Source organism: Pseudomonas sp. LS2P72 (assembly GCF_054897865.1).
In genome coordinates, this window is the sequence record NZ_CM142708.1 from 5,057,891 (window position 1) to 5,072,022 (window position 14,132).

The 14,132-nt window shown below is 60.7% G+C and carries 13 protein-coding genes; 9 read left to right on the forward strand and 4 right to left on the reverse strand.

The genetic code is table 11. From position 1 onward, the window contains the following. Positions 1–254: 254 nt before the first annotated feature. On the forward strand, positions 255–803 hold the full coding sequence (locus ACYZUA_RS23185; RefSeq protein WP_008145913.1) for an RNA polymerase factor sigma-70: 549 nt from the start codon (positions 255–257) through the stop codon (positions 801–803). A 156-nt stretch (positions 804–959) separates the two neighbouring features. On the opposite strand, the gene ACYZUA_RS23190 is transcribed toward ACYZUA_RS23185, so the two are convergent. From ACYZUA_RS23190 to ACYZUA_RS23200, 3 genes are all read right to left on the reverse strand, one after another. After that, positions 960–1,973, reverse strand: a complete 1,014-nt coding sequence (locus ACYZUA_RS23190; protein ID WP_461960765.1) for a GNAT family N-acetyltransferase — start codon at positions 1,971–1,973, stop codon at positions 960–962. A 100-nt stretch (positions 1,974–2,073) separates the two neighbouring features. Next, positions 2,074–2,880, reverse strand: coding sequence for a substrate-binding periplasmic protein (locus tag ACYZUA_RS23195; RefSeq protein ID WP_461960766.1), 807 nt, complete (start codon positions 2,878–2,880; stop codon positions 2,074–2,076). Positions 2,881–2,975: 95 nt separating this feature from the next. Then, positions 2,976–3,602, reverse strand: coding sequence for a TetR/AcrR family transcriptional regulator (locus tag ACYZUA_RS23200; protein ID WP_461960767.1), 627 nt, complete (start codon positions 3,600–3,602; stop codon positions 2,976–2,978). Positions 3,603–3,792: 190 nt separating this feature from the next. On the opposite strand from ACYZUA_RS23200, the gene ACYZUA_RS23205 reads away from it, so the two are divergent. The 8 genes from ACYZUA_RS23205 to ppnP all read left to right on the forward strand — a co-directional run bounded on the left by ACYZUA_RS23205 (position 3,793) and on the right by ppnP (position 13,141). Beyond that, positions 3,793–5,583 (forward strand): acyclic terpene utilization AtuA family protein, encoded by a 1,791-nt coding sequence (locus tag ACYZUA_RS23205; RefSeq protein ID WP_461960768.1) that lies wholly within the window; start codon positions 3,793–3,795, stop codon positions 5,581–5,583. A 12-nt stretch (positions 5,584–5,595) separates the two neighbouring features. Further along, the gene (locus tag ACYZUA_RS23210) at positions 5,596–6,465 is read left to right on the forward strand and encodes an SDR family oxidoreductase (RefSeq protein ID WP_461960769.1); all 870 of its coding nucleotides are present in this window, start codon (positions 5,596–5,598) and stop codon (positions 6,463–6,465) included. Positions 6,466–6,468: 3 nt separating this feature from the next. Further along, positions 6,469–8,085 (forward strand): geranyl-CoA carboxylase subunit beta, encoded by a 1,617-nt coding sequence (gene atuC, locus ACYZUA_RS23215; protein WP_461960770.1) that lies wholly within the window; start codon positions 6,469–6,471, stop codon positions 8,083–8,085. A gap of 23 nt (positions 8,086–8,108) precedes the next feature. Continuing rightward, a complete protein-coding gene (atuD, locus tag ACYZUA_RS23220) occupies positions 8,109–9,266 on the forward strand; it encodes a citronellyl-CoA dehydrogenase (RefSeq protein WP_461960771.1) in 1,158 nt (385 codons plus the stop codon). Next, on the forward strand, positions 9,263–10,060 hold the full coding sequence (locus ACYZUA_RS23225; protein WP_461960772.1) for an enoyl-CoA hydratase/isomerase family protein: 798 nt from the start codon (positions 9,263–9,265) through the stop codon (positions 10,058–10,060). The genes atuD and ACYZUA_RS23225 overlap by 4 nt, the downstream gene beginning before the upstream one ends. Before the next feature lie 135 nt (positions 10,061–10,195). After that, positions 10,196–12,163 (forward strand): acetyl/propionyl/methylcrotonyl-CoA carboxylase subunit alpha, encoded by a 1,968-nt coding sequence (locus tag ACYZUA_RS23230; protein ID WP_461960773.1) that lies wholly within the window; start codon positions 10,196–10,198, stop codon positions 12,161–12,163. 71 nt (positions 12,164–12,234) lie between these two features. Then, complete coding sequence (locus ACYZUA_RS23235; RefSeq protein ID WP_461960774.1) at positions 12,235–12,777, forward strand: 3'-5' exonuclease; 543 nt, start codon at positions 12,235–12,237, stop codon at positions 12,775–12,777. Between the two features lie 79 nt (positions 12,778–12,856). After that, positions 12,857–13,141: a pyrimidine/purine nucleoside phosphorylase gene (gene ppnP / locus ACYZUA_RS23240; protein ID WP_007940055.1), complete on the forward strand. Its 285-nt coding sequence runs from the start codon at positions 12,857–12,859 to the stop codon at positions 13,139–13,141. A gap of 85 nt (positions 13,142–13,226) precedes the next feature. Here the strand turns inward: ppnP and ACYZUA_RS23245 are convergent, their stop codons facing one another. Then, positions 13,227–14,033: an MOSC domain-containing protein gene (locus ACYZUA_RS23245; protein ID WP_461960775.1), complete on the reverse strand. Its 807-nt coding sequence runs from the start codon at positions 14,031–14,033 to the stop codon at positions 13,227–13,229. Positions 14,034–14,132: the final 99 nt, after the last annotated feature.

The following is a 14,132-nucleotide window of genomic DNA, read 5'->3' on the forward strand; positions in this document are numbered from 1 at the left end:
GTGCTGTGCCATTCACCAATGAGAACGGACGACGTCTTTAAATAATTAGTCGAAAGGCCTGATCGCCAATGGGACTGGGTGCCGCAAGCGGGCGCGTCCGCGTGTCGCAGTTCTCACTCTGCATTCTCGCGAAGCATTAGTTCTCTTTCTCATTTGACAATCATTATCATTAAGAATAATTTGTCGCTCGATGTGTTGGACGGCTCAGCCCCCGCGAGCCGTCCCACGAACCTATTGGCAGCAAGGTGATTTCCATGACGGAACAAGTGTCCACAAGCAGGTGCGATTCACCGCTACTTCAGGCATTCGTCGACAATCGACTGATTCTGGTCAAGATTGCAGCACGCATTACCGGTTGTCGGTCGCGTGCTGAAGACGTGGTGCAGGATGCGTTTTTCAGGCTGCAATCCGCGCCGCAGATCACGTCCTCGTTCAAGGCTCAGCTCAGCTACCTGTTCCAGATCGTGCGCAACCTGGCGATCGATCACTACCGCAAACAGGCGCTGGAGCAGAAGTATTCGGGCCCGGAAGAGGAAGGCCTGAACGTGGTGATTCAAGGCGCTTCGCCGGAAACCTCGCACATCAACTTCTCGACGCTGGAACACATCGCCGACGCGCTGACCGAGCTGCCCAGCCGCACCCGCTACGCCTTCGAGATGTATCGCCTGCACGGCGTGCCACAAAAGGACATCGCCAAGGAGCTAGGCGTCTCGCCGACCCTGGTGAACTTCATGATTCGCGATGCGCTGGTGCACTGCCGCAAGGTGTCGGGCAGTCGTGTGGATACCTTTGCCCGTCGCTAAGATCTGAGATTCGCGTCGCCCCCAATCGCGAGCAGGCTCGCTCCCACATTTGATCTATTGTGCTCACAAATTGTGTAGTCACAGAAGATCCAATGTGGGAGCGAGCCTGCTCGCGATGGGGCACTCAAGACCGAAACAGATCTTGAGCCTCATGCATCAAGCCAACGCACACCGATCAAAAAACCGCTCACGCCCCAGCACCATCAACGCCGCGCGCTTGTGCGGGAAGTCGAACGCTTTTTCGCAGTAGAAACCCTGATTCTGCATATGCCCGATCATCTTCGCGTTGTCGGCGCGAGGCTCGGCAACCACTCGCTGAGTGCGTGGTTCGTCGAGAAACAGGTAATGCGTCAACGCCGATAACCAGCTCGCCACCTTGTGCGGGCCACGGTGATTTTCTTCACCCACCAGCATGTGAATACCGCGGTCGTAATCGCCGGCGTCATAGAACGGCGCGATGCGATCTTCCTTGGCCCAATACGCTTCAAAGTAGGCGAACGGCTGATCATCGAAACAACCGATCAGCGTCAGGGTGTGGGGATCGGCTTCAAGTTTGCTCAGGTACTCGTGATGCTGTTCAAGACTGTCCTCCTCCTGCCAGAAACTCGCCACGCGCGGGCTGTTCTGCCAACGATTGAAACGCGCCAGGTCCAGGTCGATGTCCACCGTGCGCAGGGAAATCCAGGCACCGAGGCGCGCATCAAAACGCCGATAGACTTCACCACGCGGTTTCACCGGCCGCAGCGGATGACGCTTGCCGCCACTGATGACCATTTGCTGCGGATAACCCGATGTCAGTGACGCGCCCAGCCAAGGCTGAGGCAACTGCCAGAACAGCGTGCGTTCGCAACGATACTGGCCGACGGTTTCGGTAGGGATCAGCAATCCGCTGCGCAATGCTTCGGTGGGGACTTCATCGAGTTGCCAGGTCAGGCACTGGCGGGCCGGGTCACGGGCAAACAGCCAATAACAGGCCACCCAGACCGCCTGACCGACGGGATGGCCAAAGCGTTCCTCAACCTGCACATGCAATTCGGGCTCGCGAGTCAGGCACAGCTGGATCAACGGCTGCCCTTCAAGGCTGAGGCTCAGGCGGCTTTCGGTTTCATCAGCTACAAGACGGCTTCCTGTCGGCAAGGCCAGGGCAGTCAGGTCATTCAGAGTGGACATGGGTCGGGCTCACGTTAATCGTCGACAGTTCAACGAGGTGACGTGAGCCAGTGCGGGAAATTTAAGAGAAGTCGGTCAATACGCGACCTGTGGCGCGATCTCAGCTACCCGGGACCGGTACCACGGCGATCTTGTAGGGATCGAAAATCTTCAGCATCTGGCCATTGTCCCGCAACCCTTGCAGCAACTTGCCGAAAGCCCCGCCAGTGATCGGTGCGTCGGGCCGGAGGATGGCGTAGTGGTGATAGACCTGATCGATACGCTGGGACACCAGCAGTTGATCGGCGACATTCTCGTTGCGCAGCAGGTAATCGCTCAGGTACGAGCGCGTCACCAGGGCAACGTCGGCACGTCCGCGCAGCACCATCAGCAGGTTACTGTCATGGGAATACGTCAGCGTTGCGTCATAGTTTTGCGCGAGGAATTTTGGATCGGCATTGAAGTTGGCGAATTCGTAGTGATAGCCACTGAACAGCGCCAGACGCTTGCCGGTGAGGTCGGCAAAATAGTTCTGCTGACGAGCCGGCTGGCCATCGGGCTGGCGTTGTGCGACAAAAATCTCGGCGTCTTCCAGCCCCATGTCGACGGTGGTGTGCGGGATGTCCTTCCAGCCCCAGTCCGGGTTCTCGAAAATCGCCATGTCCACCCGGCCTTGCTTGAAGTCACCGAAACGCCGGGGAATGGAAGTGGGCACCAATACAAACTGATAGTCGTTCTGCAAGGCATTGAGCGACTCGACCAGTTGCGGCAGCAAACCGGTGTCGGCACCGGATTCCGGGCGCACCGTATAGGGGGGAAAATGTGCGGCACCGACCCGCACCAGCTGTGCGGCCTGGGATGGAACCATGCATAACACCGCAAGCGTCGCCAGCAAAAGCCGCGAAGCCGTCCGAATTGGCGAAGACATCAAAACAACCCACTCCCCAAAAAAAATACGCTTCAATGCATTCAAGCTAGGCGGTTTCGGCTACTTAGCCAGTTTCCTTCTGCTTCAAAACAAAACTACTGCTTTTCTTCCAGCACGAGAATCAATGCCTCATCGGCCAATTGATCGAGGCTCATGCTGCCGCCTGCGCGAAACCAGGTGGTAGTCCAGGACAACGCCCCGGTCAGGAAACGACGTGTAATGAACACATCGCCGCGGATAAAACCAGCCTCCTTGGCCTCGCCCAGCACCTGTAGCCAGAGGTCTTCATAAATGTCGCGCAGCGCCAGCACCTGCGCCTGCCCGTCTGCGGACAGCGAGCGCCATTCATACACCAACACCGCCATGGCCTCGCCGCTGCCGCCCATGATCGACTGCAACTCACAACGAATCAGCGCCAGTACCCGCTCGCGCACACTGCCGGCTTCTGCCAGGGCTGCACGCATCAACGCAGTGTTGTAGCGAATGGTTTCTTCCATCACCGCCCGCAGGATCTCATCCTTGCTTTTGAAGTGATGAAAAATGCTGCCTGACTGAATCCCCACGGCGCCGGCCAGATCGCGCACGGTGGTGCGTTCAAAACCTTTGTTGCGGAACAGGTGAGCCGCCACTTGCAGCAGTTTGCCGCGGGCGCTGTCCGGGTCGGTCAATTGGCCGTTGTCGACCAATTCGCGCATCACCCTCAGGGCTTTTTGCTCGTCCACCCGTTCTCTCCTACAGTCGATCAATCAAATACGCCGCTCGCCGCTAAAACTGCGGGGTTGCGCGGGCAATTTAAGCTGGCGAGGGCAACCAAGCAAGCGCTCGGGCAGAAGATATTTCAGCCGTTTACAAACCAAGCGCTTGCTTGGTAGTCTCGACGCACTTCTATCGGAGGTGGCTATGGAGTTGACTGTGCCCAAAACAATCCGTATCGGCTGCGCCAGCGCCTTCTGGGGTGACACCTCGACCGCCGCCGCGCAATTGGTGGAAGGTGGGGGTCTGGATTATCTGGTCTTCGATTATCTGGCCGAAATCACGATGTCAATCATGGCCGGCGCGCGGATGAAAGATCCCCTGGCCGGTTACGCCAGCGACTTCATCGAAGTCCTCAGCCCGCTGTTGGGTCACCTCGCCGAACAGAAAATCCGCGTCATCAGCAACGCCGGCGGGGTTAATCCGCAAGCCTGCGCCGCCGCCCTGCAAGCGGCCTGCGACAAGGCCGGGGTAACGCTGAAAATCGCCGTGCTGCTGGGCGATGACCTGCAGCCGCAGCTCAAACAGCTGAGCAGCAGCGGTATCCATGAAATGTTCAGCGGCGCGCCCCTGCCGCCGATGTGCGTCTCGACCAACGCCTACCTCGGCGCACCGGGCATCGTCGAAGCCCTGCGTCTGGGCGCCGACATCGTCATCACCGGACGCGTGGTCGACAGCGCCGTGGTCAGTGCCGCGCTGGTGCATGAGTTCGGCTGGTCGTGGCACGACTACGACAAAATTGCCCAGGCCGCATTGGCCGGGCACATCATCGAATGTGGCGCCCAGTGCACCGGCGGCAATTTCACCGATTGGCGCGAGGTGCCCGACTATGAACACATCGGCTTCCCCATCGTCGAAGTCAGCGCCGACAGCCAGTTCATCGTCAGCAAACCCGAAGGCTCCGGCGGGCTGGTCACCCCGCTGACGGTCGGCGAGCAGATGCTGTATGAAATCGGCAACCCGCAGGCGTATCTGCTGCCGGACGTGGTCTGCGATTTCACTGAAGTCAAACTCGTGCAACAAGGCAAAAACGCGGTTCGGGTGCACGGCGCAAAAGGCTTGCCGCCGACCGACCAGTACAAGGTCAGCGCGACGTACCTGGACGGTTTCCGCTGCACCGCCAGTTGCCTGATCGCCGGGATCGATGCGGTCGACAAGGCGCGTCGAGTCAGCGAAGCGATCATCAACAAGACCTCGGAAATCTTCAACCAGCGCGGTTGGCCACCTTACAGCGAAGTGAACATCGAACTGCTCGGCAGCGAGGCCACTTACGGCCCCCACGGTCAGCGTCAGGACAGCCGCGAAGTGGTGATCAAACTCGCGGTGCGCCATCCGGGTAAACAGGCGTTGATTGTGTTCTCCCGAGAGATCGCCCAGGCCGCCACCGGCATGGCGCCGGGACTGACCGGAATTGTCGGTGGACGGCCGACGGTGTATCCGCTGATCCGGCTGTTCTCGTTCCTTATCGACAAAACCGCCTGCACGCTGGAAATTGATCTCAAGGGCCAGGGCCACCCCTGCGCCCTGCCCGCCGTTGATGTGCTCGACACCGCCGACTTGCCCGTGGCGTGCGCCCCACCGAAACCCTCAGACCGGGCCGATGCCAGCGTGGCCCTGGTCAAACTCGCCGTGGCGCGTTCCGGTGACAAGGGCAACCACAGCAACATCGGCGTCATGGCCCGCGAGCCGGAGTACCTGCCGTGGATTGCCGAAGCCTTGACGCCGGAAGTGATCGTCGACTGGATGAGTCACGTCCTCGACCCGATCCACGGACGTGTCGAACGCTGGTACCTGCCGGGCACCCACAGCCTTAATTTTCTGCTGGAAAACGCCCTGGGAGGCGGTGGCGTGGCCAGCCTGCGGATCGATCCGCAAGGCAAGGCCTTCGCCCAGCAACTGCTGGAAATCCAGATACCGGTGCCTCAGCGCATCGCCGACCAGGTCAACTAGAGGACTGCCGCCATGGCTTACGATTCGATTTTCAAAGCCGATTTGTTTGCAGGCCAAAACATCATCGTCACCGGTGGCGGCAGCGGCATCGGTCGTTGCACCGCTCACGAACTGGCGGCCCTCGGCGCCCATGTGCTTCTGCTGGGACGCAAGGCCGACAAGTTGAAAAACGTCGCAGCCGAGATCGCCGAAGATGGCGGCAAGGCGGATTGGATGGCCTGCGATATTCGTGAGGAAGAAACGGTCAAGCATGTGGTCAGCGAATTGATCCGCAAGCACGGACCGATTCACGGCCTGGTCAATAATGCCGGCGGGCAGTACCCGTCACCGCTGGCGTCGATCAATCAAAAAGGCTTCGATACGGTGTTGCGCACCAACCTGATGGGCGGCTTCCTGATGGCCCGGGAAGTGTTCAACCAGTCCATGAGCACGCACGGTGGCGCCATCGTCAATATGCTCGCCGACATGTGGGGCGGCATGCCCGGCATGGGCCACTCGGGCGCGGCGCGTTCAGGCATGGACAACCTCACCAAGACCGCCGCGTTCGAATGGGGTTATGCCGGGGTGCGGGTCAACGCCGTGGCGCCGGGCTGGATCGCGTCCAGCGGCATGGACACCTACGAAGGCGCGTTCAAAGCGGTGATCCCGACGCTGCGTGAGCACGTTCCACTGAAACGGATCGGCACCGAATCGGAAGTCAGTGCGGCAATCGTTTTCCTGCTCAGCCCGGCAGCGGCGTTTGTCAGCGGCAGCACCTTGCGCATCGACGGCGCCGCCAGCCTGGGCGGGCGCGCCTGGCCGATACACAAGGCGCAGATCAGCGAGTCGTATAACGGCTTCCATCGCGCCTACTTGCCGGACGTTCTCAAGGATAAGGAATAAGCCATGCCGGTGATTCAGTCGCAAGTGGACCCGTTCAGCGAACAGTTCGCGCGCAATCGCGCGGCGATGCTGGTCGGCATCGAGCACGTCCGCCAGCTCGAACAGACCCTGCTGAACAAGGCGGCCGAAGCCAAACCCCGGTTCGACAAGCGCGGCCAATTGTTGCCCCGCGAACGCCTCAATCTGCTGCTGGACCCTGGCGCCCCGTTCCTCGAACTGGCGAGCCTGGCCGGCTACAAACTGCACGACGACAAGGACGGCAGCTCCGCAGGCGGCGGCTTGATCGCCGGGATCGGCTACGTGTCCGGCGTGCGGGTGCTGGTGGTGGCGAACAACAGTGCGATCAAGGGCGGGACCATTTCCCCCAGCGGTTTGAAAAAATCCCTGCGCCTGCAACAGATCGCCATGGAGAACAAACTGCCGGTCATTACCCTGGCCGAAAGCGGTGGCGCCAACCTCAATTACGCGGCGGAGATTTTCGTCGAAGGCGCCCGCAGCTTTGCCAATCAGGCGCGGATGTCGGCCATGGGCCTGCCGCAAATTACCGTAGTCCATGGCTCGGCCACGGCGGGCGGCGCCTATCAGCCAGGGTTGTCGGATTACGTGGTGGTGGTGCGTGGCAAGGCCAAGCTGTTTCTGGCCGGCCCGCCGCTGCTCAAGGCGGCCACCGGCGAAGTCGCCACCGATGAAGCACTGGGCGGCGCCGAGATGCACGCGCAAATCGCCGGCACCGCTGAATACCTGGCCGAGAACGATGCCGATGGCGTGCGCCAGGTGCGCGAGATTGTCAGCCTGTTGTCGTGGAATGATCAGTTGCACTGGGTACCCGAACGTCGGTGGGAAGAACCGCTCTACTCCATCGACGAGTTGCTCGGGCTGATTCCTGATGACCCCAAAAAGCCCTATGACGTACGCGAAATCATCGCGCGGATAGCCGACGGCTCGAACTTTCTCGAATTCAAGGGCGAGTTCGATCAGCAAACCGTCTGCGGCCATTTGCAGATTCAAGGCCGCGCCTGCGGGTTCATTGGCAACAATGGGCCGATCACGCCCAAGGGTGCGAGCAAGGCGGCGCAGTTCATTCAGCTCTGCGACCAGAGCCAGACGCCGCTGCTGTTTTTTCACAACACCACCGGGTTCATGGTCGGCACCGAGTCGGAGCAGCAAGGCGTGATCAAACACGGCGCGAAAATGATTCAAGCAGTGGCCAACGCCCGCGTGCCTAAACTGACCATCGTCGTCGGTGGCTCCTACGGCGCCGGCAACTACGCGATGTGCGGCCGCGGCCTCGACCCGCGCTTCATTTTCGCCTGGCCCAACAGCCGCACGGCGGTGATGGGCGGCGCCCAGGCCGGCAAAGTGCTGCGGATCGTCACCGAGGCCAAGCAGGCCAAGGACGGTCTGGTGCCCGACCCGAAAATGCTCGACATGCTGGAACAGGTCACCGCGCAGAAACTCGACAGTCAGTCCACCGCGCTCTATGGCAGCGCCAGTTTGTGGGACGACGGGCTGATCGATCCTCGCGATACCCGGACCCTGCTCGGATACTTGCTGGATATCTGTCATGAGGCTGAAGTGCGGCCGCTGCAATCCAACAGTTTTGGTGTAGCCCGCTTCTAAGGACGATAAGGAGAACAATAAAAATGATCTTCACCCAGGAACACGAAGCACTGCGCCGCACCGTCCGCCAATTCGTCGATCATGAGATCAATCCTCACGTCGAGGAATGGGAAAAGGCCGGGCGCTTTCCAATCCACGAGATCTTCCGCAAGGCCGGCGACCTCGGCCTGCTGGGGATTTCCAAACCGGAAAAGTTTGGCGGCATGGGGCTCGACTACAGCTATTCAATCGTCGCGGCTGAAGAGTTCGGCACCATCCACTGCGGCGGCATTCCGATGTCCATTGGCGTGCAGACCGACATGTGTACCCCGGCGCTGGCGCGTTTTGGCTCCGATGAACTGCGTGAAGAATTCCTGCGGCCGGCGATCACTGGCGAGCAGGTCGGCTGCATCGGTGTTTCCGAAGTCGGCGCCGGTTCCGACGTGGCCGGTTTGAAAACCACCGCCCGCAAGGACGGCGACGACTACGTGATCAACGGTAGCAAGATGTGGATCACCAACTCACCGAGCGCCGATTTCATCTGTCTGCTGGCCAACACCTCGGACGACAAACCGCACATCAACAAGTCTCTGATCATGGTGCCGATGAACACGCCGGGCATCAGCCTCAGCTCGCACCTGGACAAGCTCGGTATGCGCAGTTCGGAAACCGCTCAGGTGTTTTTCGACAACGTGCGCGTGCCGCAACGCAACCGCATCGGCCATGAAGGCGCGGGGTTCATGATGCAGATGCTGCAGTTCCAGGAGGAACGGCTGTTCGGCGCGGCGAACATGATCAAGGGCCTGGAGTACTGCATCGACAGCACCATCGAATACTGCAAGGAGCGCAAAACCTTCGGCAGTGCGCTGATCGACAATCAGGTCATCCACTTCCGACTGGCCGAACTGCAAACCGAAATCGAATGCCTGCGGGCGTTGGTTTATCAGGCCACCGAGCAATACATCAAAGGCCAGGACGTCACCCGCCTGGCGTCGATGGCCAAACTCAAGGCCGGGCGTCTGGGCCGGGAAGTCAGCGACAGCTGCCTGCAATACTGGGGCGGCATGGGTTTCATGTGGGACAACCCGGTGGCCCGCGCTTACCGTGACGTGCGGCTGGTGTCGATCGGCGGCGGTGCCGACGAAATCATGCTGGGGATTATCTGCAAACTCATGGGCATTCTGCCGGGGAAAAAGAAATGAGCACCTTGCCGGTTTGCCAGACCTTGCTGCTTGAATCGCACAACGGCGTTCTGCACATCACCCTCAACCGCCCGGAAAGCCGCAATGCCATGAGCCTGTTGATGGTCGCGGAACTGCGTGCCGTGCTGTTGGCCGTGCGCGATGACCGTGAGATTCGTGCCTTGGTGATCGGGGGTGCCGGCGGGCACTTTTGCGCCGGCGGCGACATCAAGGACATGGCCAACGCACGCGCTCAAGGCCCGAGCGCCTATCGCGACTTGAATCGCGCGTTCGGTGCGCTGCTGCAAGAGGTGCAACACGCACCACAAGTGGTAATCACGGTGCTGCAAGGCGCGGTGCTCGGCGGTGGTTTTGGTCTAGCCTGCGTCAGCGACGTCGCCTTGGCCGATCATCAGGCGCAATTTGGTCTGCCGGAAACCAGCCTCGGTCTGCTGCCAGCGCAAATCGCGCCGTTCGTGGTGCAGCGCATCGGCCTGACCCAGACGCGCCGACTGGCGCTGACCGCGGCACGTTTCGATGGCACACACGCACGGCGCATGGGACTGGTGCATTTTGTCGAGCATGACGCGCAAGCATTGGCCGAGCGCCTCGATGAAATTCTGGCCCACGTGTTGTGCTGCGCGCCGGAGGCCAATGCGACGACCAAAAAGCTCCTGCTCGCGAGTGCCGGACAACCGTCGAATGCGTTGCTGGATGAAGCGGCCGATTGGTTCAGCGAGGCGGTGACCGGGGCTGAAGGTATTGAGGGGACCATGGCCTTCGTGCAGAAACGCAAACCGGGCTGGGCCCTTTAAAAGCATCGCGGGCAAGCCTTGCTCCTACAGGTTCACGGTCGATCCCACCACGGTGATTCAATCCCAAACCCTGTAGGAGCAAGGCTTGCCCGCGATGGGGCCATCACATTCACCGCAAAACAAAGGGAAGAACCCATGCCCGGACTCAGAAAAATCCTGATCGCCAACCGCGGTGAAATCGCCTGCCGCATCCAGCGCACTGCCCAGGCCCTGGGCTATCGCACGGTCGCAATCTTCAGCGACGCCGACGCCGATGCCCTGCATGTGCAGATGGCCGACGAAGCCGTGAACGTCGGCCCGGCCCCGGTGCAGCAGTCCTATCTGAATATCCCGGCCATTCTCGACGCCGCCCGGCGCACGGGCGCTGACGCGATCCATCCGGGCTACGGCTTCCTCTCGGAAAATGCCGGCTTCGCCCGCGCCTGCCAGGATGCCGGCATTACCTTCATCGGCCCCAGCCCCGAAGCGATCGAACTGATGGGCAGCAAACGCCTGTCGAAACTCGCCATGCTCGAAGCCGGTGTGCCGTGCATCAAAGGTTATCAGGGCAAAGAACAGGACGAAGCAACCCTGAGCCGCGAAGCCGCACGCATCGGCTATCCACTGATGATCAAGGCCAGTGCCGGCGGTGGCGGACGTGGCATGCGCCTGGTGCACGAGGCCAATAATTTGCTCGAACAACTGCGCACCGCCCGCTCCGAAGCGCTGCACGGGTTTGGCAGTGACGAACTGATTCTCGAGCAAGCGCTGATCGACCCGCGTCACGTCGAAGTTCAACTGTTCGGCGACCAGCACGGCAACCTGATCTACCTTGGCGAGCGCGACTGCTCGATCCAGCGTCGCCATCAAAAAGTCATCGAAGAAGCGCCCTGCCCGGTGATGACCGCCGAACTGCGCCAAGCCATGGGCGAAGCGGCGCTCAAGGCGGGGCGCGCAGTGAATTACGTCGGCGCTGGCACCGTCGAGTTCCTGCTGGATGCGCGCGGGCAGTTTTATTTTCTCGAGATGAACACCCGACTCCAGGTGGAGCACCCGGTGACCGAATTGATCACCGGCCTCGATCTGGTGGCCTGGCAGCTGCACGTCGCCGAAGGACTGCCTCTGCCCTTACGACAGGAGCAGGTCCAGCTCAATGGCCACGCCATGGAAGTCCGTTTGTACGCCGAAGATCCGGCAAACGGTTTTCTGCCACAAACTGGCCGCATCTCCGCCTGGGAGCCTGCGTTGCAGGGCGGCGTACGGATCGATCATGGCCTGATCGAAGGCCAGACAATCAGCCCGTTTTATGACCCGATGCTGGGCAAGATCATCGCCCACGGCGCCACTCGCGAAGAAGCCCGGCGCCAGTTGCTGCGGGCGGTGCAGGACAGCGTGCTGCTCGGCGTGCGAAGCAATCAGCGCTTGCTCGCCAGCCTGCTCGAACACCCGCAATTCATCAGTGGCGAATTCAGCACCGGGTTCATCCCGGCACACTTTGCCGAGCATCCCTGCCTGCATGCGCATGTGCCGAGCGCCGAAGAACTGGCCATCGCAGCGGCGCTGTTCTATCAAGCTTCGGCGCGGGTTCATCACGCGCCACTGGCCGGTTGGCGCAACAACGCCAGCGTGCCCTTGCACTATCGAATCGGCCTTGAGGATCAGGATTGGCCAGTGGAACTGAACGCTGTGCCGGGTGAACCGTATCGGATTCAAGTCGCCACAACGCCCTTTGAATTGAAGGTCATCCAGTGCGACGGACGCTGGGCCAGCCTGGAAATCAACGGTGTCCGGCGACGTCATGCTTACCGTCTTGAGGCCGGGCAACTCTGGCTGTTCACCCGTCCCGGCAGTGTGCGGCTGGTGGACCGGACACAGGCGCTGGTCAACAGCCAGGCCAGCGTCAGCACCGGCACCGGCACCCTCAAGGCTCCGATGGACGGGGCGATCGTCGACGTGTTGGTGACTGAAGGCAGCCCGGTCAGTAAAGGCCAGTTGTTGGTCGTGCTGGAAGCCATGAAAATGGAGCATCCGCTCAAGTCGGGCATCGACGGCGTGCTCACGCGCTTGCAGGTCAGGGTGGGCGATCAGGTGAAAAATCGTCAGATTTTGTTGGAGGTCGAATAAGCCGCTAGGCGGATCCGCCGGGTTTGGCTACGCTCAAGCCCTATCAGGACGCGGATACCAGGAACCCTGCGATGCCTCACTGGCTGGTCATTGATCTAGAAGCCACCACCGATGAGGGTGGTTGGCCAGTAACAGAAATGGAAATCATCGAAATCGGCGCCACCCTGGTGGACCGCAAGGGGCGCGAACTGGATGCTTTCCAGCGTTTCGTCCGGCCGCTGCGTCGGCCCTTGCTGACGCCGTTTTGCCGGCAACTGACCCACATCACCCAGGCCAACATCGACGCCGCGCAGCCTCTGAGCGAGGTCTGGGCGTCGTTCGAGCATTGGCTCGGCCAGCATCACTCGCGCCTCGAAGGCTGGGTCAGTTGGGGCGATTACGATCGCAAACAGTTGGTTCAGGAGTGGGAGCGACTGCAACTCGACAGCGCCCTGAGCCGAGTGCCGCACATGAACCTCAAACAGCGCTTTGCCAAGGCTCGCCGGCTGGAGCGCCCGCTGGGGCTCAACGGCGCGCTGCAACTGGCGGGCATGCAGTTCAGCGGCCAACAACATCGGGCGCTGGAAGATGCGCGCAATACCGCACGATTATTGCCACTGGTTCTTCCGTCTTAGAGAGGTGACGCCGGCATGGGCCTTGTGCATACTGGCCGGCCCTTTTCAGCCCTTTTCAGCCCTTTTCGAGGAATCGCCCATGTTTAAAGTCAACGAGTACTTCGACGGCACCGTCAAGTCGATCGCCTTTGGCACCGCTGAAGGTCCTGCGACCATCGGCGTCATGGCACCGGGCGAGTACGAATTCGGCACCAGCCAGCGTGAAATCATGCACGTGGTGTCCGGCGCCCTGACCGTCAAACTGCCAGACAGCAGCGACTGGGAAACCTTCGCCGCCGGCAGCCAGTTCAACGTGCCCGCCAACAGCAAATTCCAGCTGAAAGTGGCCGTCGACACCGCTTACCTGTGCGAATACCGCGGCTAAACCCCTGGGTTTCACAGCGACAAAAAAATGCCCGCGTCTTTGGACACGGGCATTTTTTTGTTCAAGAGCAGTCATTCAGATGGTCTTATTCCAGGATGGTCACCGGCATACCGACCTCAAGTTGGCCATTGCTATCGTTGACCAGGTTCTGTCCGAACATCGCACCATCGGCCTCGGAACGGTATTTCTGCAACGTGGCCAGTGGTTCGCGATCTTCGCTGCGTTCGCCGGTTTGCGGGTCGATGGTGGTCAAAATGCAGCGTGAACACGACTTGACCACCCGGAACTCGACATCGCCGATGCGAATGCGCTTCCAGCCATCTTCGGCATACGCTTCGCTGCCCTCGATCACCAGGTTGGGCCGAAAGCGCAGCATTTCCAGCGGGCGGCCGACTTTTTGCGACAAGTCTTCCAACGATGCCTGTCCGATCAGCAACAACGGAAAGCCATCGGCGAAGGCCACCTGATCGTCGTCCTTGCCATAGCCGGCCTGGGTGGTCCGTGCGCGATCAAGAGGGACTTGTACCAGGCGAGTCGGTTTGCCAATGAACTCACTGACCCAGGCACCCGCCTCGTCACCGGCATCCGGTACACGCAGTGTGTCGCGCCAGATGGTCACGCCACGCAGTTCCGCGTCGCTGGCGGGCAAGGCGATATCGATCGGTGAGCGGCCCGGCGCACCGAGGGTCAAGCCACCGTCGGCATTCCACAATGCCGACAGCTGACTCATCTGCGCCACCGCACGCTGGGTCAGAAAGCGCCCGCTGGCTTCGTCCACCAGCATCCAGCGTCGATCACCGTCCAGGCCCAGCTTGTCGAGGCGGACCTGCTGCAGGATCTCGCCCTTGCCGGATTTCAACGGATAACGGTAAAGCGCGCTCAGACGCAACATGGCCAGCTCCCTGTGGGCAAAAACGCCACCCTATACGAGCTTGCTGATTGAATCAAAGCCTGAGAACGGGACACTGCATACATGGTGGGAGTGAGCCTG

What these genes read in the sequence shown, in the direction of transcription:
- ACYZUA_RS23185 (WP_008145913.1), top strand. Translation starts at nt 255, where the DNA reads ATGACGGAACAAGTGTCCACAAGCAGGTGCGATTCACCGCTACTTCAG.
- ACYZUA_RS23190 (WP_461960765.1), bottom strand. Translation starts at nt 1,973, where the DNA reads ATGTCCACTCTGAATGACCTGACTGCCCTGGCCTTGCCGACAGGAAGC.
- ACYZUA_RS23195 (WP_461960766.1), bottom strand. Translation starts at nt 2,880, where the DNA reads ATGTCTTCGCCAATTCGGACGGCTTCGCGGCTTTTGCTGGCGACGCTT.
- ACYZUA_RS23210 (WP_461960769.1), top strand. Translation starts at nt 5,596, where the DNA reads ATGGCTTACGATTCGATTTTCAAAGCCGATTTGTTTGCAGGCCAAAAC.
- atuC (WP_461960770.1), top strand. Translation starts at nt 6,469, where the DNA reads ATGCCGGTGATTCAGTCGCAAGTGGACCCGTTCAGCGAACAGTTCGCG.
- atuD (WP_461960771.1), top strand. Translation starts at nt 8,109, where the DNA reads ATGATCTTCACCCAGGAACACGAAGCACTGCGCCGCACCGTCCGCCAA.
- ACYZUA_RS23225 (WP_461960772.1), top strand. Translation starts at nt 9,263, where the DNA reads ATGAGCACCTTGCCGGTTTGCCAGACCTTGCTGCTTGAATCGCACAAC.
- ACYZUA_RS23230 (WP_461960773.1), top strand. Translation starts at nt 10,196, where the DNA reads ATGCCCGGACTCAGAAAAATCCTGATCGCCAACCGCGGTGAAATCGCC.
- ACYZUA_RS23235 (WP_461960774.1), top strand. Translation starts at nt 12,235, where the DNA reads ATGCCTCACTGGCTGGTCATTGATCTAGAAGCCACCACCGATGAGGGT.
- ppnP (WP_007940055.1), top strand. Translation starts at nt 12,857, where the DNA reads ATGTTTAAAGTCAACGAGTACTTCGACGGCACCGTCAAGTCGATCGCC.
- ACYZUA_RS23245 (WP_461960775.1), bottom strand. Translation starts at nt 14,033, where the DNA reads ATGTTGCGTCTGAGCGCGCTTTACCGTTATCCGTTGAAATCCGGCAAG.